Origin of the sequence: Leifsonia sp. P73, from assembly GCF_051059105.1 — a bacterium.
In the GTDB taxonomy this organism is placed as follows: domain Bacteria; phylum Actinomycetota; class Actinomycetes; order Actinomycetales; family Microbacteriaceae; genus Leifsonia.
Map to the genome: position 1 here is coordinate 597,272 of NZ_CP194931.1, position 17,730 is coordinate 615,001.

At 69.8% G+C, this 17,730-nt stretch carries 13 protein-coding genes and 2 pseudogenes; 5 read left to right on the forward strand and 10 right to left on the reverse strand.

Annotated features, from left to right (window positions below; genetic code table 11):
* Positions 1 to 30: 30 nt before the first annotated feature.
* The 5 genes from tal to pgl are packed head-to-tail and all read left to right on the forward strand — an operon-like array spanning position 31 to position 6,042.
* Complete coding sequence (gene tal / locus ACQ86L_RS03115; protein WP_434317651.1) at positions 31 to 1,158, forward strand: transaldolase; 1,128 nt, start codon at positions 31 to 33, stop codon at positions 1,156 to 1,158.
* On the forward strand, positions 1,155 to 2,765 hold the full coding sequence (locus tag ACQ86L_RS03120; RefSeq protein WP_434317652.1) for a glucose-6-phosphate isomerase: 1,611 nt from the start codon (positions 1,155 to 1,157) through the stop codon (positions 2,763 to 2,765). Before tal ends, ACQ86L_RS03120 begins: the two co-directional genes overlap by 4 nt.
* Before the next feature lie 9 nt (positions 2,766 to 2,774).
* Complete coding sequence (gene zwf / locus ACQ86L_RS03125) at positions 2,775 to 4,316, forward strand: glucose-6-phosphate dehydrogenase (RefSeq protein WP_434317653.1); 1,542 nt, start codon at positions 2,775 to 2,777, stop codon at positions 4,314 to 4,316.
* A complete protein-coding gene (locus tag ACQ86L_RS03130; RefSeq protein WP_434317654.1) occupies positions 4,313 to 5,275 on the forward strand; it encodes a glucose-6-phosphate dehydrogenase assembly protein OpcA in 963 nt (320 codons plus the stop codon). The genes zwf and ACQ86L_RS03130 overlap by 4 nt, the downstream gene beginning before the upstream one ends.
* The gene (gene pgl, locus ACQ86L_RS03135) at positions 5,272 to 6,042 is read left to right on the forward strand and encodes a 6-phosphogluconolactonase (protein ID WP_434317655.1); all 771 of its coding nucleotides are present in this window, start codon (positions 5,272 to 5,274) and stop codon (positions 6,040 to 6,042) included. The genes ACQ86L_RS03130 and pgl overlap by 4 nt, the downstream gene beginning before the upstream one ends.
* Before the next feature lie 75 nt (positions 6,043 to 6,117).
* Here the strand turns inward: pgl and ACQ86L_RS03140 are convergent, their stop codons facing one another.
* The 10 genes and pseudogenes from ACQ86L_RS03140 to uvrA all read right to left on the reverse strand — a co-directional run bounded on the left by ACQ86L_RS03140 (position 6,118) and on the right by uvrA (position 17,714).
* Positions 6,118 to 6,483, reverse strand: coding sequence for an RNA polymerase-binding protein RbpA (locus ACQ86L_RS03140; protein WP_179605832.1), 366 nt, complete (start codon positions 6,481 to 6,483; stop codon positions 6,118 to 6,120).
* 26 nt (positions 6,484 to 6,509) lie between these two features.
* A complete protein-coding gene (secG, locus tag ACQ86L_RS03145; RefSeq protein WP_179605831.1) occupies positions 6,510 to 6,755 on the reverse strand; it encodes a preprotein translocase subunit SecG in 246 nt (81 codons plus the stop codon).
* A 108-nt stretch (positions 6,756 to 6,863) separates the two neighbouring features.
* Positions 6,864 to 7,667: a triose-phosphate isomerase gene (tpiA, locus tag ACQ86L_RS03150; RefSeq protein WP_434317656.1), complete on the reverse strand. Its 804-nt coding sequence runs from the start codon at positions 7,665 to 7,667 to the stop codon at positions 6,864 to 6,866.
* Positions 7,655 to 8,871 (reverse strand): annotated as a pseudogene (locus tag ACQ86L_RS03155) (phosphoglycerate kinase). Before ACQ86L_RS03155 ends, tpiA begins: the two are co-directional and overlap by 13 nt.
* Before the next feature lie 14 nt (positions 8,872 to 8,885).
* The gene (gene gap, locus ACQ86L_RS03160; RefSeq protein WP_434317657.1) at positions 8,886 to 9,890 is read right to left on the reverse strand and encodes a type I glyceraldehyde-3-phosphate dehydrogenase; all 1,005 of its coding nucleotides are present in this window, start codon (positions 9,888 to 9,890) and stop codon (positions 8,886 to 8,888) included.
* Between the two features lie 105 nt (positions 9,891 to 9,995).
* The gene (locus ACQ86L_RS03165; protein WP_345834922.1) at positions 9,996 to 10,622 is read right to left on the reverse strand and encodes a superoxide dismutase; all 627 of its coding nucleotides are present in this window, start codon (positions 10,620 to 10,622) and stop codon (positions 9,996 to 9,998) included.
* Between the two features lie 114 nt (positions 10,623 to 10,736).
* Positions 10,737 to 11,717 (reverse strand): DNA-binding protein WhiA, encoded by a 981-nt coding sequence (gene whiA / locus ACQ86L_RS03170; protein ID WP_434317658.1) that lies wholly within the window; start codon positions 11,715 to 11,717, stop codon positions 10,737 to 10,739.
* Between the two features lie 57 nt (positions 11,718 to 11,774).
* Positions 11,775 to 12,662: an RNase adapter RapZ gene (gene rapZ / locus ACQ86L_RS03175; RefSeq protein ID WP_434317659.1), complete on the reverse strand. Its 888-nt coding sequence runs from the start codon at positions 12,660 to 12,662 to the stop codon at positions 11,775 to 11,777.
* Between the two features lie 115 nt (positions 12,663 to 12,777).
* Positions 12,778 to 14,766 carry an excinuclease ABC subunit UvrC gene (uvrC, locus tag ACQ86L_RS03180; RefSeq protein ID WP_434317660.1) on the reverse strand — a complete coding sequence of 663 codons (1,989 nt, stop codon included), beginning with the start codon at positions 14,764 to 14,766 and terminating at the stop codon, positions 12,778 to 12,780.
* A 9-nt stretch (positions 14,767 to 14,775) separates the two neighbouring features.
* Positions 14,776 to 17,714: pseudogene (gene uvrA / locus ACQ86L_RS03185) on the reverse strand (excinuclease ABC subunit UvrA).
* Between the last annotated feature and the right edge of the window lie 16 nt (positions 17,715 to 17,730).

Sequence of the window (17,730 nt, forward strand, 5' to 3'; positions counted from 1 at the left end):
GGGCACGGAAGAAGAGAAGAAGAAACCACGATGACCGACACCACTTCCACCACCTCCTCCCCCACGGCCGAGCTTTCCGCCGCGGGCGTCAGCATCTGGCTGGACGACCTGTCCCGCGAGCGGATCGCCACCGGCGGCCTCCAGAAGCTGATCGCCGAGCGCAACGTCGTCGGCGTGACGACCAACCCGACGATCTTCGCCGCGGCCCTCTCCAAGGGCGAGGCGTACGACGCCCAGGTGAAGGAGCTCGCCGCCGCCGGCACGAGCGTCGAGGACGCGATCTTCGAGATCACGACCGATGACGTCGCCGACGCCAGCGACATCTTCCACGACGTGTTCGAGGCCAGCAACGGCGTCGACGGCCGCGTCTCCATCGAGGTGGAGCCCGGCCTGGCGCACGACGCGCACGGCACCATCGAGGCGGCCAAGAAGCTCGCCGCCAAGGTGAACAAGCCCAACGTGCTCATCAAGATCCCGGCGACGGTCGAGGGCCTGGAGGCCATCACCGAGACCATCGCGGCCGGCATCAGCGTCAACGTCACGCTGATCTTCAGCCTCGAGCGCTACCGCCAGGTGATCGACGCCTACCTGACCGGCCTGGAGAAGGCCAAGGCCGCGGGCATCGACCTCTCCGGCATCCAGTCGGTCGCGTCGTTCTTCGTGTCCCGCGTGGACACCGAGGTCGACAAGCGCCTGACGGCGATCGACACGGATGAGGCCCACGCGCTCAAGAGCAAGGCCGGCGTCGCGAACGCCCGCCTCGCCTACGAGCTGTACGAGCAGGAGTTCGCCACCGACCGTGCCAAGGCCCTCGTGGCCGCGGGCGCCAACGAGCAGCGTCCGCTCTGGGCCTCCACCGGTGTGAAGGACCCGAGCCTGCCCGACACCCTCTACGTCACCGAGCTGGTCGCGCCGAACACGGTCAACACCATGCCCGAGAAGACGCTGGAGGCGACCTTCGACCACGGCCAGATCGCCGGCGACACCGTCACCGGCAACTACGCCGACGCGAAGGCCGTCCTCGACGCGCTGGCCGGCCTCGGCATCTCGTACGACGACGTGACCGCCACGCTGGAGGGCGAGGGCGTCGACAAGTTCAACGTCTCGTGGGGCGAGCTCGTCGAGACCGTCAGCAACGCTCTGGAGGCCGCCAAGTGACCTTCCGCATCCACGTGACCGGCGCGGCGGCTCAGGCCGTCGCGTCGGTCGTGCCGCAGCTCGTCGCCGACCGGGTCGCCTCCGGCATCACCGCGCAGGACCCGGCCCTCTGGGGCCCCGCCGCCGAGCCGGAGGCCGCCAAGCGCCTCGGCTGGACCGAGGCCGTCGCGATCTCCCGGCCGCTGGTCGCCGAGATCGTCGCGCTGCGCGAGCAGCTGCACGCCAAGGGCGTCAACCACATCGTCCTCGGGGGCATGGGCGGCTCCTCGCTCGCGCCCGAGGTCATCACCCGCACCGCGGAGGCCGAGCTCACGGTCCTCGACTCGACCGACCCCGGTCAGGTGCTCTCGGCCCTGCGCGACCGCCTGCAGGCGACCGCCGTCGTCATCTCCTCCAAGTCGGGCTCGACCCTGGAGACCGACAGCCAGAAGCGCGTCTACGAGAAGTGGTTCCGCGACGCCGGGATCGACCCGACGGAGCGCATCGTCGTCGTCACCGACCCGGGCTCCCCGCTCGACCAGTCGGCGCGCGAGGCGGGCTACCGCGTCTTCAACGCCGACCCCAACGTGGGCGGCCGCTACTCAGCGCTGACCGCGTTCGGGCTGGTCCCGTCCGGCCTCGCCGGCGTGGACATCTCGGAGCTGCTGGACGAGGCGGAGGCGACGCTCATCGAGCTCGCCGTCGACAACGACGCCAACCCGGGCCTCGTGCTCGGGGCGGCCATCGCCGGCACCAACCCGCTCAAGGACAAGCTGGGCATCGTCTCGGACGGCACCCACATCGTCGGGTTCGCCGACTGGGCCGAGCAGCTCATCGCGGAGTCCACCGGCAAGGAGGGCACCGGCCTGCTCCCCGTCGTGCTCGACACGCTCGCCCCCGAGCTCACGTCGAAGCCGGCGGACCTGCAGGTCGTCCGGCTCGTCGCCAACGCGGAGGCCCGTCACCTGTTCCCCGCCGACCGGCACGAGGGCGAGATCCTCGTCTCCGGCAGCCTCGGCGCGCAGCTCATCGTCTGGGAGTACGCCACCGCGGTGGCCGGTCGCCTGCTCGGGATCAACCCGTTCGACCAGCCCGACGTGGAGGCCGCCAAGGTCGCCGCCCGTGCGCTGCTGGAGAACCGTCCGGAGCCCGTCGCGCCCGCCTTCACCGCGGGCGGGGTCGAGGTGCGCACCACCGGGTCGTTCCTCGGCGACGCCTCGACGCTCGACGGAGCCGTGGACGCCCTCCTCGCGCAGCTCGGACCGGACGGCTACGTCTCGGTCCAGGCCTACGTCGACCGCCTGGCGCTGCCGCAGCTCGCGGGCATCCGCGACCTGCTCGCCGCCAAGGCCGGCCGCCCCGTCACCTTCGGCTGGGGTCCGCGCTTCCTGCACTCGACCGGTCAGTTCCACAAGGGCGGCCCCGCCGTCGGCGTGTTCCTGCAGATCACCGCGGTGGCCCCGGAGGACCTCGAGATCCCCGGCCGTCCGTTCACGTTCGGCCAGCTCATCCAGGCCCAGGCCGCCGGCGACGCGAGCGTGCTCGGCGAGCACGGCCGCCCGGTGCTGACCCTGACCCTCTCGAACCCCGAGGCCGATGTGGTCGCGCTGTTCGAGGCCGTCAACTAGAGGAGCCAGATGTCACCGGTGGAGATCACCCCGGAGTTCAACCCCCTGCGGTTGCCCTCCGATCGTCGCCTCAACCGCATCGCGGGGCCGAGCAGCCTCATCATCTTCGGCGTGACGGGTGACCTGTCGCGCAAGAAGCTGATGCCGGCGGTCTACGACCTGGCGAACCGCGGCCTCCTGCCTCCCGGCTTCTCGCTCGTCGGGTTCGCCCGGCGCGACTGGGAGGACCAGGACTTCGAGAAGGTCGTCTACGACGCGGTCAAGCAGTACGCGCGCACCCCGTTCGACGACGACGTCTGGAAGCAACTCGCCCAGGGCGTCCGCTTCGTCTCGGGCGAGTTCGACGACGCCGCGGCGTTCCAGCGGCTCAAGGAGACCGTCGAGAAGCTGGACGTCGAGCGCGGCACGATGGGCAACCACGCGTTCTACCTGTCCATCCCGCCGAAGGCGTTCCCGCTCGTCACCGAGCAGCTCAAGAAGTCGGGGCTGGCCGACCAGTCCGGCACCGGCTGGCGCCGCGTCGTCATCGAGAAGCCCTTCGGCAGCGACCTGAAGACCGCGCGCGAGCTCAACCACGTGGTCGAGTCGGTCTTCCCGCCCGACTCGGTCTTCCGCATCGACCACTACCTCGGCAAGGAGACGGTCCAGAACATCCTGGCGCTGCGCTTCGCGAACGAGCTGTACGAGCCGATCTGGAACGCCAACTACGTCGACCACGTGCAGATCACGATGGCCGAGGACATCGGCGTGGGCGGCCGGGCCGGCTACTACGACGGCATCGGCGCGGCGCGCGACGTCATCCAGAACCACCTGCTGCAGCTCCTCGCCCTCACGGCGATGGAGGAGCCCATCTCGTTCGACGCCGCGGACCTGCGCGCCGAGAAGGAGAAGGTGCTCGCGGCCGTGCGGCTGCCGGAGGACCTGGCGAAGTCGACCGCCCGCGGTCAGTACGGCAGCGGCTGGCAGGGCGGCGAGAAGGTCGTCGGGTTCCTGGAGGAGGACGGGATGAACCCCGAGTCCACCACGGAGACCTACGCGGCCATCAAGCTCGACATCGGCACCCGCCGCTGGGCCGGCGTCCCGTTCTACCTGCGCGCGGGCAAGCGCCTGGGCCGCCGGGTCACCGAGATCGCGGTGGTCTTCAAGCGCGCGCCGCAGCAGCTCTTCGCGGAGTCGCAGACCAGCGCGCTCGGCCAGAACGCGCTCGTCATCCGCGTGCAGCCCGACGAGGGCGTGACCATCCGCTTCGGCTCGAAGGTCCCCGGCGCCGGCATGCAGGTGCGCGACGTGAGCATGGACTTCGGCTACGGCCACGCCTTCACCGAGGCGAGCCCGGAGGCCTACGAGCGGCTCATCCTCGACGTCCTGCTGGGCGACCCGCCGCTGTTCCCGCGGCACGAGGAGGTCGAGCTGTCCTGGAAGATCCTCGACCCGATCGAGGAGTTCTGGGCCACGCAGGGCCAGCCCGAGCAGTACCGCCCCGGAACCTGGGGCCCGACTTCCGCCGACGAGCTCCTCGCCCGCGACGGCCGCGTCTGGAGGCGTCCATGATCGTCGATCTGCCCGACACCACGACGAGCAACATCTCGAAGGCGCTCGTCAAGATCCGCGAGGAGGGCGGCGCCGTCGCCCTCGGCCGCGTGCTGACGCTCATCATCGCGACCCACCTCGGCCAGGAGGAGGAGGCCATCGAGGCCGCCAACGACGCCTCCCGCGAGCACCCGATGCGCGTCATCGTGGTCTCGACCGAGGAGGAGCGCAGCCACACGGACTCCGGGCGCCTCGACGCCCAGATCCGCGTCGGCGGCGATGCGGGCGCCAGCGAGGTCATCGTGCTCCGCGCCTACGGCGAGACCGCGAGCGACGAGGAGGGGCTGGTCACCGGCCTCCTGCTCCCCGACGCCCCCGTCGTCGTCTGGTGGCCGGGGATCGCGCCCGCGAAGGCGTCGACCTCCCCGCTCGGCCGGATCGCCACGATCCGGATCACCGACGCGTCGGCCCAGCCGAACCCGCAGGAGGCGCTGTTCCACCTGGCAGAGACGTACGCCCCGGGCGACACGGACTTCGCCTGGACGCGGCTCACCCTGTGGCGGGCGCAGCTCGCCGCGGTGCTCGACCAGCCGCCGTACGAGCCGATCACGGCGGTGGATGTCGCTGGCGCGGCCGACTCGCCCTCCACGCTCCTGCTCGCCGCCTGGCTGCGCCTGCAGCTCCAGGTGCCCGTGAAGTACGACCTCGCATCGCGCGCGATCGGCTCCGGCGGCATCCACGGCGTGAAGATGGAGCGCGCGACCGGCACCATCGAGCTGGAGCGCGAAGTCCCGAACATCGCACGGCTGTCCCAGCCCGGCCAGCCGACGCACGACCTGTCGCTGCCGCGCCGCAGCCTCCGGGACTGTCTCGCCGAGGAACTGCGTAGGCTGGACCCCGACGACCTGTACGGTGAGGTCATCACGAAGGGTCTCGGGCTGCTCGAGGCCTCCGACGAAGGAGCGGGCGCGACAGCATGACGAACGAACGGCGGGTGCTCGTCCACCCCGACAAGGAAGCACTCGCCGCGTCGGTGGCCGCGCGCTTCCTCACCAAGACGATCGACATCCTCGACGACCTGGGCGCGGCGAACGTCGCGCTGACGGGCGGAACGATGGGCATCGCCGTACTGGAGGCCGTCAACGGCTCCCCCGCGCGCGACACCATCGACTGGTCGAAGGTGCACTTCTGGTGGGGTGACGAGCGGTTCGTCGAGAAGTCGAGCGAGGAGCGCAACGAGCGTCAGGCGCGCGAGGCGCTCCTCGACCACCTCCCGGTCCCTCCGGAGAACATCCACCCGTTCCCGGCCTCGGACGAGATCCCGGACATCGAGGAGGCTGCGCGCGTCTACGCCGCCGAGCTCGAGGCGTTCGCCCCGGAGGGCGCGACCTTCCCGAAGTTCGACATCACCTTCCTCGGCGTCGGGCCGGACGGCCACATCGCGTCGCTGTTCCCCGACCGCGCCGGCATCCGCGAGACGGAGGCCACCGTGATCGTGGAGCGCGAGTCGCCGAAGCCGCCGCCGCTGCGGCTCAGCCTCACCCGGCCGGTGCTCAACGCCTCCGACCGGATCTGGCTGGTGCTGTCGGGCAGCGACAAGGCGAGCGCCCTCGGCCTCGCCCTCGCGGGCGCGAGCTACACCGAGGTGCCGGTCGCCGGCGCCAAGGGCCGCAAGCGCACCGTGTTCTTCGTGGACAAGGACGCTTCGGTCAACGTGCCGGAGAACCTCATCGCCCCGAGCTACTGAGCCCCCAGCTGCTGAAAACGCAGACAGGAAGAAGCCCCGCCGGTCTGAGACCGGCGGGGCTTCTTTCGTTTGGCTCTAGTTGCTGGTGGGCTTGCCGCGGCGGGCGCGGAGCTGGTTGAGGGCGTCTTCGAGCAGCTGCTCCGCCTCCTCCTCCGAGCGGCGCTCCTTCACGTAGGCCAGGTGCGTCTTGTAGGGCTCGGTCTTCGCGACCGACGGCGGGTTCTCCTTGTCGCGACCGGCCGGGAGGCCGGTGGACGGCGAGTCGATCACATCGGGGATCTCCTCGTCGGGCAGGTTCGCCGCGAAATAACGGACGGTCTCGTTGCCGAGGGCGTCCCAGTACGAGATGGCCACGCGCTCGGCGTGGAAACCGCGGTCCTGCTCGCCCATCGGGCCCGCGCCGACGCGCGAGCCACGGATGGCGCTTCCTCCGGATGCCATGCTTCTCCTCTGGTGAAGGCGCGCCGTTAGGCGCTGAACTTGGTGATGAGCCCGAGGACGACGATGCAGGTGATCCAGATGAGCCCGAGAATGACGGTGATCCTGTTGAGGTTCCGCTCTGCGACGCCCGACGCGCCCAGGTTGGAGGTGACGCCGCCGCCGAACATGTCGGAGAGGCCGCCGCCGCGTCCCTTGTGCAACAGGATGAGGAGGGTCAGCAGGAGGCTGGTGATCCCCAGCAAGACCTGGAGGATGACCGTGAGAATCTGCACGCTTGACCTTTCGATGCGACCGGGCTCGCGCCCGACAAAACCAACAGCCAGTATAACCGCCGAAGGGCGCGGCGGCTCACCCGACGTTCGGGGAGCCGCCGCGCGCCGTCAGAGTCCGACGTGCTTCTGGTAGCGGATGATGGCCGAGAACTCGGCCACGTCGAGGCTCGCGCCGCCGACGAGCGCGCCGTCGACGTTCGGCTCGCGCATGAAGCCGGCGATGTTGCCCGACTTCACCGAGCCGCCGTAGAGGATGCGCGTCTTGGCCGCGACCTCCTCGCCGAGCTTCTCGACGATGACCGCGCGCAGCGCCGCGGCCACCTGCTCCGCCTGCTCCGGCGTCGCCGCCTGACCGGACCCGATGGCCCAGACCGGCTCGTAGGCGACCACGAAGTCGGCCGCCGAGTCGACGGACGCCAGGGCGGCACGCAGCTGGGCGACGGGGACGGCGCTCGCGCCGTGCGTCTCCAGGTCTTCCGCCGTCTCGCCGACGCAGATGATCGGCGCGATGTTGTTCTTGATGGCCTGCGCGACCTTCGCCGCGACCTGCTCGTCGGTCTCGTTGTGCAGCGTGCGCCGCTCCGAGTGGCCGATGATCACATAGCGCGACTCCAGGGCGGCGAGGAACGACGCCGCCACCTCGCCGGTGTAGGCGCCCGAGTCGTGCTCGGAGACGTCCTGGCCGCCGAACGCGATCGGCAGCTTGTCGGCCGAGATGAGCGTCTGCACGCTGCGCAGGTCGGTGAACGGCGGGAAGACCGCGACCTCGACCGCCGAGTAGTCGTGCCCGGCGTCCTTGAGGGTCCACGCCAGCTTCTGGACGACCGCGATCGCCTGCAGGTGGTCGAGGTTCATCTTCCAGTTGCCCGCGATCAGCGGGACCCGCCGCACGGACTCGTTCACTGCTGCCATCCCAGGACCTCCAGACCCGGCAGGTGCTTGCCCTCGAGGAACTCGAGGCTCGCACCGCCACCGGTAGAAATGTGACCGAACTGATCGTCGGCGAAACCGAGCGCGCGCACGGCGGCCGCGGAGTCTCCTCCGCCGACCACGCTGAGGCCGTCCACCTCGGTGAGCGCCTGCGCGATGGCCTTCGTGCCCGCCGCGAACGGCGCCAGCTCGAAGACGCCCATCGGGCCGTTCCAGAACACCGTGCGGGCGCCGCGGATGTACTCCGAGAACAGCTCGCCCGTCTCCGGGCCGATGTCGAGGCCGAGCCCGGAGGCGCCCCAGTCGGTGTCCTCGATGCCGTCGATCGGGCGCACCACGTGCTCCGCGTCGGCGCCGAACTTCGAGGCCACGACCACGTCGCGCGGCAGGACGATCTGCACGCCGAGCTCCTCGGCCTTCGCCAGGTAGCCCTTCACGGTGTCGAGCTGGTCGGCCTCCAGCAGGCTGGAGCCCACCTTGTGGCCGAGCGCCGCGAGGAAGGTGAAGAGCATGCCGCCGCCGATGAGCAGCGAGTCCACGCGCGGCAGCAGGTGGCCGATCACGCCGAGCTTGTCGGACACCTTGGAGCCGCCGAGCACGACCGCGTACGGCCGCTCGGGGTTCTCGGTGAGCCGGTCGAGCACGTCGAGCTCGGCCGCGATGAGCGTGCCCGCAGCGCTCGGGAGCGCCTTCGCGAGCTCGTACACGCTGGCCTGCTTGCGGTGGACCACGCCGAAACCGTCCGACACGAAGGCGTCGCCGAACGCCGCGAGCTTGGCGGCGAACGCCGTGCGCTCCGCCTCGTCCTTGGCGGTCTCCCCGGGTTGAACCGGAGGTTCTCCAGCAGGGCGACATCGCCGTCCTTCAGGCCGGCGACCGCGGACTCGGCGCCCGCGCCGACGGTGTCCTGCGCGAAGGTCACCGGCTTGCCCAGCAGCTCAGAGAGCCGCTGGGCCACCGGCGCCAGGCTGTACTTCGAGTCGGGCGCGCCCTCCGGGCGGCCCAGGTGGGAGATCACGACCACCTTGGCGCCCTGATTGATCAGGGCGTCCAGGGTGGGAATCGACGCTCGCACGCGGCCGTCGTCCGTGATCTTCCCGTCCTGGAGGGGGACGTTCAGATCACAGCGGACGACGACGCGTTTTCCCGCGAGCGAACCGAGTGAGTCGAGGGTGCGGAGCGTCACGTCGGTTCCGGCCCTTACAGACGCTCGGCGACGTACTCGGTCAGGTCGACCAGACGGTTGGAGTAGCCCCACTCGTTGTCGTACCAGCTGGAGAGCTTGACCTGGTCGCCGAGGACGCGCAGCAGACCCGAGTCGAAGATCGACGAGTGCGGGTCGGAGACGATGTCGGAGGAGACGATCTCGTCCTCGGTGTACTTGAGGATGCCCTTGAGCGGGCCCTCGGCGGCCTTCTTGTACGCGGCCTTGACCTCGTCGATGGTGACCGGGCGCGAGGCGGTGACGGTCAGGTCGGTGATCGAGCCGGTGGGGACCGGCACGCGCAGCGCGAAGCCGTCGAGCTTGCCCTTGAGCTCCGGGAGGACCAGGCCGATCGCCTTGGCGGCGCCGGTGGAGGTCGGCACGATGTTGATCGCGGCGGCGCGGGCGCGGCGGAGGTCGCTGTGCGGGCCGTCCTGCAGGTTCTGGTCGGCGGTGTAGGCGTGGACCGTGGTCATCAGACCGCGCTCGATGCCGAACTCGTCGTTGAAGACCTTGGCCAGCGGCGCAAGGCAGTTGGTGGTGCACGACGCGTTGGAGATGATGTTGTGCTTCTCCGGGTCGTACAGGTGCTCGTTCACGCCGATGACGAACGTGGCGTCCTCGTCGGTGGCCGGAGCGGAGATGATGACCTTCTTGGCGCCGGCCTCGAGGTGCTTCTTGGCGTCGGCGGCCTTGGTGAAGCGCCCGGTGGACTCGATGACGATGTCGACGCCCAGGTCGCCCCACGGGAGGTTGGCCGGGTCGCGCTCCTCCAGGACCTTGATCGGCTTGCCGTTGACGACGATGCTGTCGCCCTCCAGCTCCACCGTGGCGTCCAGGCGGCCCGTGATCGAGTCGTACTTGAGCAGGTGGGCGAGCGTCTTGTTGTCGGTGAGGTCGTTCACCGCGACGATCTCCAGGTCGCTTCCCTTGGCGAGGGCCGCGCGCAGGTAGTTGCGACCAATGCGACCGAACCCGTTGATTCCGATCTTTACGGACACAGATGTCTCCCGTTGCTTCGTGGGGGCGCCGGGCGGCGCCATGTGGGTGTTTTCAGGCGGACGGCGGCGTCCCGGGAAGGCTCTCCCTCCCGGGACGCCCACCCGCTACGACAGTAGCAGCAGACCCGAGGTCTTCTCGCGGGCCTTCACGAACCGGTCGGACACGTCCGCCCAGTTGGTGATGTTCCAGAACGCCTTGACGTAATCCGCCTTCACATTCACGTAGTCGAGGTAGAAGGCGTGCTCCCACATGTCGAGCAGCAGCAGCGGGATGGTGGCCGCCGCGAGGTTGCCCTGGTGGTCGTAGAGCTGCTCGATGATGAGCTTCTGGCCGAGCGAGTCCCACGCGAGGATCGACCAGCCGGAGCCCTGGATGCCGAGCGCCGAGGCGGTGAAGTGGGCGCGGAACTTGTCGAACGAGCCGAAGAACTCGTCGATCGCCGCCGCCAGCTCGCCGGTCGGCTTGTCGCCGCCCTCCGGGGAGAGGTTGTTCCAGAACACGGTGTGGTTGACGTGGCCGGCGAGGTTGAACGCCAGGTCCTTCTGCAGCTTGTTGACGTAGGTCAGGTCGTCGGCGTCGCGCGCCTCCTGCAGCTTGGCGATCGCGGTGTTGGCGCCGTCCACGTACGCCTTGTGGTGCTTGTCGTGGTGCAGCTCCATGATCCGGCCGCTGATGTTCGGCTCCAGGGCCGAGTAGTCGTACGGAAGTTCGGCGAGCGTGTAGTCAGCCATTACTCATCTCCACAGTTGTTCATCTTCGAGACCCGATTCGGGCGACTTCTTCAGTCTAGTGAGGGCAACCCGGCCGGCCCGGGGTTCCTTCCCGGCCGCACGCCCATCCGGAAACTACACCTCATCCAGGTCGGCGGGGAGGTTGGCGTCGGTGCCGGGGATGTCCAGCTCGGAGGCCTTCTTGTCGGCCATCGCCAGGAGCCGGCGGATGCGGCCGGCGACGGCGTCCTTCGTCATGGGCGGGTCGGCGTGATGGCCGAGTTCGTCGAGGCTCGCGTCGCGATGCGCCAGGCGCAGCTCGCCGGCGTAGCGCAGGTGCTCCGGGACGTCCGGGCCGAGGATCTCCAGGGCGCGCTCGACGCGGGAGCACGCGGCGACGGCGGCCTGGGCGGAGCGGCGCAGGTTGGCGTCGTCGAAGTTGACCAGGCGGTTCGCGGTCGCGCGCACCTCGCGGCGCTGGCGCAGCTCCTCCCAGTTGGCGACGGTGTCCACCGCGCCCATCACGACGAGCATCGCGCTGATCGCCTCGCCGTCGCGGATGACGACGCGGTGCACGCCGCGCACCTCGCGGGCTTTGGCGGACACGCCGAGGCGGCCGGCGGCGCCGACGAGGGCCATCGCGGCCTCGTTGCCCGGGCAGGTGACCTCCAGCGCGGCGGAACGGCCCGGGTCGGTCAGCGAGCCGTGCGCGAGGAACGCGCCGCGCCAGACGGCCGCGAGCTCGTCGCGGGAACCTGTGGTGAGCCGGTTCGGGAGGCCGCGGATCGGGCGGCGGCGGGCGTCGAGCAGGCCGGTCTGGCGGGCGAGCGTCTCGCCGCCCTCCAGCACGCGCACGAGGTACTGGCTGGCGCGGCGGACGCCGGAGGCGGAGATCACGGACACGTCGCTGCGGACGCCGTACAGCTCGGCGAGGTCCTTGCGCACACGGCGGGCGAGCTCGGGCGTGTCCAGCTCGCTCTCGACCGCGATCCGGCCGCCGATCAGGTGCAGTCCACCGGAGAACCGCAGGATGGTCGCGAGCTCCGCGGCGCGGACGGTCGTCTTGCTGACTTCGACCTTCGTGAGTTCGTCTTTGACGTCGGCGGTGAGAGCCAATCGGATTCCTAACTGTGAAAGACGGCGCGGGTCACGCCGTGAAGTGGGCGGCCGGCATCATTCACGGCCCAGGTCGCGGTGCTTGGTGTTGACCGCGACGCCGGGGAAGCCCCTCAACCGGGCCGCGAGCTCTTCGGCTATCGCGACGGACCGGTGCTTCCCTCCCGTGCAGCCTATCGCGATCATCGCGTGCCGCTTGTTCTCCCGCTGGTAGCCGGCGAAGATCGGGCGCATCGCGGCGACGTAGCCGGAGATGAACTCCTCGGCGCCGTCCTGCTGGAGGACGTACTCGCGGACGATCTCGTCCAGCCCGGTGTGCGGGCGCAGCTCGGGGTTCCAGAACGGGTTCGGCAGGAACCGCGCGTCGGCCACCAGGTCGGCGTCCGGCGGCAGGCCGTACTTGAAGCCGAAGCTCATCACCGTCACCTGCACGCCGGCGGTGTCCTCCGCGGCGAAGGTCTCGGTGATGTTGGTGGCGAGCTGGTGGATGTTCAGGTCCGTGGTGTCGACGATGATGTCGCTCGCCTCGCGGATCTCCCGCAGCCGCGCGCGCTCCGCGTCGATGCCGTCGAGGATGGTGCCGTTGCCCTGCAGCGGGTGCGGCCGGCGCACCTGCTCGAAGCGGCGCACGAGCACGGCGTCGGAGGCCTCCAGGAACAGCACGCGCACCTTGGTGCCCTCGCGCAGGCTCTGGATCATCGACTGAAGGTCTTCGAAGAAGTTGCGCCCGCGGACGTCGACCACCGCGGCGATGCGCGGCAGCCCCGACTCGGCGCGGTTCGCCAGCTCGATCAGCGGCCGGAGCATCTGCGGCGGGAGGTTGTCGACCACGTACCAGTCGAGGTCTTCGAGGGCGTTGGCGACCGTCGACCGGCCCGCCCCCGACATCCCGGTCACGATCAGCACTTCCTGCTGCTCGGTGTTCGTGTCGGCGTCGCTCGCCACGTTGTCTCCTTCTCTGACCGGGTGCGACCAGCCTACCGACTGACCCGCCGGGCCGAGGCGGTTTCCGGGAACGGTGCGCGTCTGCGCGCACCCCTCCTTCGGGGCGGGCGCGCGCTCAGCCGGCGGCGAGGCGCTCGTGCACGGCGGCCGCGATCGTCGGGCCGACCCCGCGCACCTCCGCGATCTGCTCGGGCGTCGCCTGCCGGAGCTGCGCCACGGAGCCGAAGTGCTTCAGCAGCTCCTTCACGCGCGCCGGTCCGAGGCCGGGGATCTCGCCGAGAACGGTGGAGATGTCGCGCTTACGCCGTGCCCGCTGGTAGGTGATCGCGAAGCGGTGCGCCTCGTCGCGGAGGCGCTGCACCAGGAAGAGGGCGTCGCTGTTGCGCGGCAGGATGACCGGGAAGTCGGAGTCCGGCAGCCAGATCTCCTCCAGCCGCTTGGCGATGCCGGCGAGCTGGATGCCGGTGACGCCGGACTCGTCCAGCGCGCGCTGCGCGGCGGCGACCTGCGGCTGGCCGCCGTCCACGATGAGGAGGTTCGGCGGGTAGGAGAACTTGCGGCGGCGGCGCTCTGCGGCCTCGGCGAGCTCGGCGTCCACGTCGATCCGCGGGTCGTCGCCGTCGCTGTCGCGCTGCTCGATGTCCGGCTGTTCGGCGTCCTCCGGCTGGTCCGCCCCGTCCTTCAGGTACGCCAGCCGGCGCGAGATGACCTGGTAGATCGACTCGGTGTCGTCGGTGGACTCGGGGATGCTGAAGCGGCGGTACTGGTCCTTGCGTGGCAGGCCGTCCTCGAACACCACCATCGAGGCGACGATGTTCGTGCCGCTCAGATGCGAGACGTCGAAGCACTCCATGCGCAGCGGGGCGTCCGCCATGCCGAGGGCGTCCTGGATGTCGTTGAGCGCCTTCGACCGGGCGACGAAGTCGGAGCTGCGCCGGGTCTTGTAGAGGATGAGTGCGTTCTTGGCGTTCATCTCCGCGGTCTGGGCGAGCGCGGCCTTGTCGCCGCGCTGGGCGACCCGCAGCTCGACCCGGCCGGTCGACTTCGGGCCGCGGCGCACCGGGCCGGCCTCGTCGGCCTCCACGCGGCGCGCCATCAGCCACTGCTCCAGCTCGGTCGCGTCCTCCGGCAGCTCGGGCACGATGATCTCGCGCGGCGGGGCGTCGGTGCCCTCGTAGGCGTTCTGCAGCACGGTCTCGACCAGCTCGCCGAGCGTGATGTCGAGCTCCTTGTCGACCACCCAGGAGCGCACACCGCGGATGCGGCCGCCGCGGACGATGAACTGCTGCACGGCGGCGGCGAGCTCGTCGTGCGCGATGCCGAAGGCGTCCAGGTCGACGTTCTCCTGGAGCACGACGGCGCTCTTGCCCATCGCCTGCTCCAGCGCCTGGATGGCGTCCCTGTGCCGCGCGGCGGCCTCGTAGTCGAGGGTGCTCGCGGCCTGCTTCATCTTGTCGGTGAGGTCGCGGATGTACTTGGTGTCGTTGCCCGCCATGAACGAGACGAAGTCCTCGGCGAGCTCGCGGTGGTCCTCCGGGCTGATCCGGCCGACGCAGGGTGCGGCGCACTTGCCGATGTCGCCGAGCAGGCAGGGCCGTCCCGTCAGCTCGGCGCGGCGGTAGACGCCGTCCGAGCAGCTGCGCACGGGGAACGCCTTCAGCATCAGGTCGACCGTGTCGCGGATCGCCCAGACCTTCGTGTAGGGGCCGAAGTAGCGCGCGTCCTTGAGGTTGCGGTTGCGGGTCACCATCACGCGCGGGATCCGCTCCCCCAGCGTCACCGCGAGGTACGGGTACGACTTGTCGTCCCGGAACTGCACATTGAACGGCGGGTTGAACTCCTTGATCCAGGTGTATTCGAGCTGGAGCGCCTCGAACTCGCTGGCGACCACCGTCCACTCGACGCTGGCCGCCGTGGTGACCATGCGCCGGGTGCGCTCGTGGAGGCTGCGCAGCGGCTGGAAGTAGTTGCTCAGCCGCGCGCGGAGGTTCTTCGCCTTGCCGACGTAGAGCACCCGCCGGTTCTTGTCGCGGAACCGGTAGACGCCCGGCTGCGTGGGGATCTCGCCGGCCTTGGGGCGGTAGCCGACCGTGTCCGTACTCACAGCGCGATCCTACGCGGCGCCGCGAACACGCTCGCTGCCGAGAGCGCCCTCCCCCTGGAGGAGCTCCTTGAGGAAGTAACCCGTGTGGCTCCCCGGCGTCTCGGCGACCTGCTCGGGCGTCCCGGTCGCGATGACCGTCCCGCCGCCGGCGCCGCCCTCCGGGCCCATGTCGATGATCCAGTCCGCCGACTTGATGACGTCGAGGTTGTGCTCGATGACGATGACCGTGTTGCCCTTGTCGAGCAGGCCGTTCAGCACCAGCAGGAGCTTCCGGACGTCCTCGAAGTGCAGGCCGGTGGTCGGCTCGTCGAGCACGTAGACGCTGCGGCCGTTCGAGCGGCGCTGCAGCTCGGTCGCGAGCTTCACGCGCTGCGCCTCGCCGCCGGACAGCGTCGTCGCGCTCTGGCCGAGCCGGACGTAGCCGAGGCCGACGTCCACGAGCGTCTGCAGGTAACGGTGGATCGCCGAGATCGGCCGGAAGAACTCCGCCGCCTCGCTGATCGGCATGTCCAGGACCTCGGCGATGTTCTTGCCCTTGTAGTGCACGGTCAGGGTGTCGCGGTTGTACCGCGCTCCCCGCAGACCTCGCACGCGACGTAGACGTCGGGCAGGAAGTTCATCTCGATCTTGATCGTGCCGTCACCGGAGCACGCCTCGCAGCGCCCGCCCTTGACGTTGAAGCTGAACCGGCCGGGCAGGTAGCCGCGGGCCTTCGCCTCCGGCGTCTCGGCGAACAGGGTGCGGATGCGGTCGAACACGCCCGTGTAGGTCGCCGGGTTGGAGCGCGGCGTGCGCCCGATCGGCGCCTGGTCGACGTGCACGACCTTGTCGAGGTTCTCCAGGCCGGTCACCGTGCGGTGCTTGCCCGGGAGCTTGCGGGCGCCGTTGAGCTTGTTCGCGAGCACGCGGTACAGGATGTCGTTGACCAGCGAGGACTTGCCCGAGCCGGAGACGCCGGTGACCGCCACGAACGCGCCGAGCGGGAAGTCGACCGACACCTTCTTCAGGTTGTTGGCCTCCGCGTCCACCACGCGGATCACGCGCTTCTTGTCGATCTTGCGGCGCTTCTCGGGGAGGACGATCTCCCGCCGGCCGGCCAGGTAGTCGCCGGTCAGCGACTCGGTGTTGGCGAGCAGCTCGTCGTAGGAGCCGGAGTGCACGACGTGGCCGCCGTTGACGCCGGCGCCGGGGCCGATGTCGACGATCCAGTCGGCGGTGCGGATGGTGTCCTCGTCGTGCTCGACCACGATCAGCGTGTTGCCGAGGTCGCGCAGCGCGACGAGCGTGTCGATCAGCCGGCGGTTGTCGCGCTGGTGGAGGCCGATGCTCGGCTCGTCCAGCACGTAGAGCACGCCGGTGAGGCCCGACCCGATCTGGGTCGCGAGCCGGATGCGCTGCGCCTCGCCGCCGGACAGCGTCGCCGCCGCCCGCGCGAGGTCGAGGTAGCTCAGGCCGACCTGGATGAGGAAGTCGAGCCGGATCTTGATCTCGCGCAGCACCTGCGCGCCGATCTTCTGCTCACGCTCGGTCAGGTGCAGCTTCTCCATGAACGCACGCGCGTCGGAGAGGCTGAGCAGGGACGCGTCCGCGATCGACGCGCCGTGGACGAGCACCGAGAGCACCTCGGGCTTCAGCCGCTTGCCCTGGCAGACCGGGCACGGCACCTCGCGCAGGTACTCGGCCCAGCGGGCGCGCTGGGTGTCGGTCTCGGCCTGCATGTACTGACGCTCGATGTAGGGCACGACGCCCTCGAAGCCGGACGTGTACGACATCTCCCGGCCGTAGCGGTTCTTCCACCGCACCTTGACCTCGAAGTTGTCGCCGCGCAGCACGGCCTCCCGCACGTTCTGCGGGAGCTTCTTCCACGGCGTGCTCAGCGAGAAGCCGAGGTCGCGCGCGAGGCCGTCGAGCAGCTTCTCGTAGTAGTTGAAGAGGCCCTTGCCCTGCGTCGTCCACGGGACGATGACGCCCTCGGCGATGCTGAGCGAGTCGTCGCCGAGCAGGAGGTCTTCATCCACCGACATGCGCGTGCCGAGGCCGGAGCACTCCGGGCAGGCGCCGAACGGGGCGTTGAACGAGAAGGTGCGGGGCTCGATCTCGGTGAGCTGGATGGGGTGGCCGTTGGGGCAGGACAGCTTCTCGCTGAACGACTGCCACGCCGCGGGACCTTCGCGGTCCACGAAGTTGACCTGCACCAGGCCGTCGGTGAGCCGCAGCGCGGTCTCCAGCGAGTCGGTGAGCCGGCTGAGGATGTCCGGCCCCGCCACGAGGCGGTCGACCACGACGGAGATGTCGTGCTTGTACTGCTTCTTGAGCGTCGGCGGCTCGCTGAGCTGGATCTGCTCGCCGTCCACGAGCGCACGCGAGTATCCGCTCGCGGCGAGCTCCTTGAAGAGGTCGACGAACTCGCCCTTCTTCTGCGAGATGACGGGGCTGACGACCATGTAGCGCGTGCCCGGCTCCAGCTCCATGAGCTGGTCGGCGATCTGCTGCACCGTCTGGCGCTGGATCTTCTCGCCGCAGACCGGGCAGTGCGGGACGCCGATACGCGCCCAGAGCAGGCGCATGTAGTCGTAGATCTCGGTGATCGTGCCGACTGTCGACCGCGGGTTGCGGTTGGTCGACTTCTGGTCGATCGACACCGCCGGGCTCAGGCCCTCGATGAAGTCGACGTCCGGCCGGTCGACCTGGCCGAGGAACTGCCGCGCGTACGCCGAGAGCGACTCGACGTAGCGGCGCTGCCCTTCGGCGAAGATCGTGTCGAACGCGAGCGACGACTTGCCCGAGCCGGACAGACCCGTGAAGACGACCAGGGAGTCGCGCGGGATCTCCAGGTCGACGTTGTGGAGGTTGTGCACCCGCGCCCCGCGGACGCTGAGGTGCGACCCCACGACCTTGCTCGGATTGCCTGCCGAACTCCTGCTACTCAGAGTGCTCACTCGTTCCATTCTCCGCTATTCGACG

What these genes read in the sequence shown, in the direction of transcription:
- zwf (WP_434317653.1), top strand. Translation starts at nt 2,775, where the DNA reads ATGTCACCGGTGGAGATCACCCCGGAGTTCAACCCCCTGCGGTTGCCC.
- ACQ86L_RS03140 (WP_179605832.1), bottom strand. Translation starts at nt 6,483, where the DNA reads ATGGCATCCGGAGGAAGCGCCATCCGTGGCTCGCGCGTCGGCGCGGGC.
- ACQ86L_RS03165 (WP_345834922.1), bottom strand. Translation starts at nt 10,622, where the DNA reads ATGGCTGACTACACGCTCGCCGAACTTCCGTACGACTACTCGGCCCTG.
- pgl (WP_434317655.1), top strand. Translation starts at nt 5,272, where the DNA reads ATGACGAACGAACGGCGGGTGCTCGTCCACCCCGACAAGGAAGCACTC.
- tal (WP_434317651.1), top strand. Translation starts at nt 31, where the DNA reads ATGACCGACACCACTTCCACCACCTCCTCCCCCACGGCCGAGCTTTCC.
- tpiA (WP_434317656.1), bottom strand. Translation starts at nt 7,667, where the DNA reads ATGGCAGCAGTGAACGAGTCCGTGCGGCGGGTCCCGCTGATCGCGGGC.
- ACQ86L_RS03130 (WP_434317654.1), top strand. Translation starts at nt 4,313, where the DNA reads ATGATCGTCGATCTGCCCGACACCACGACGAGCAACATCTCGAAGGCG.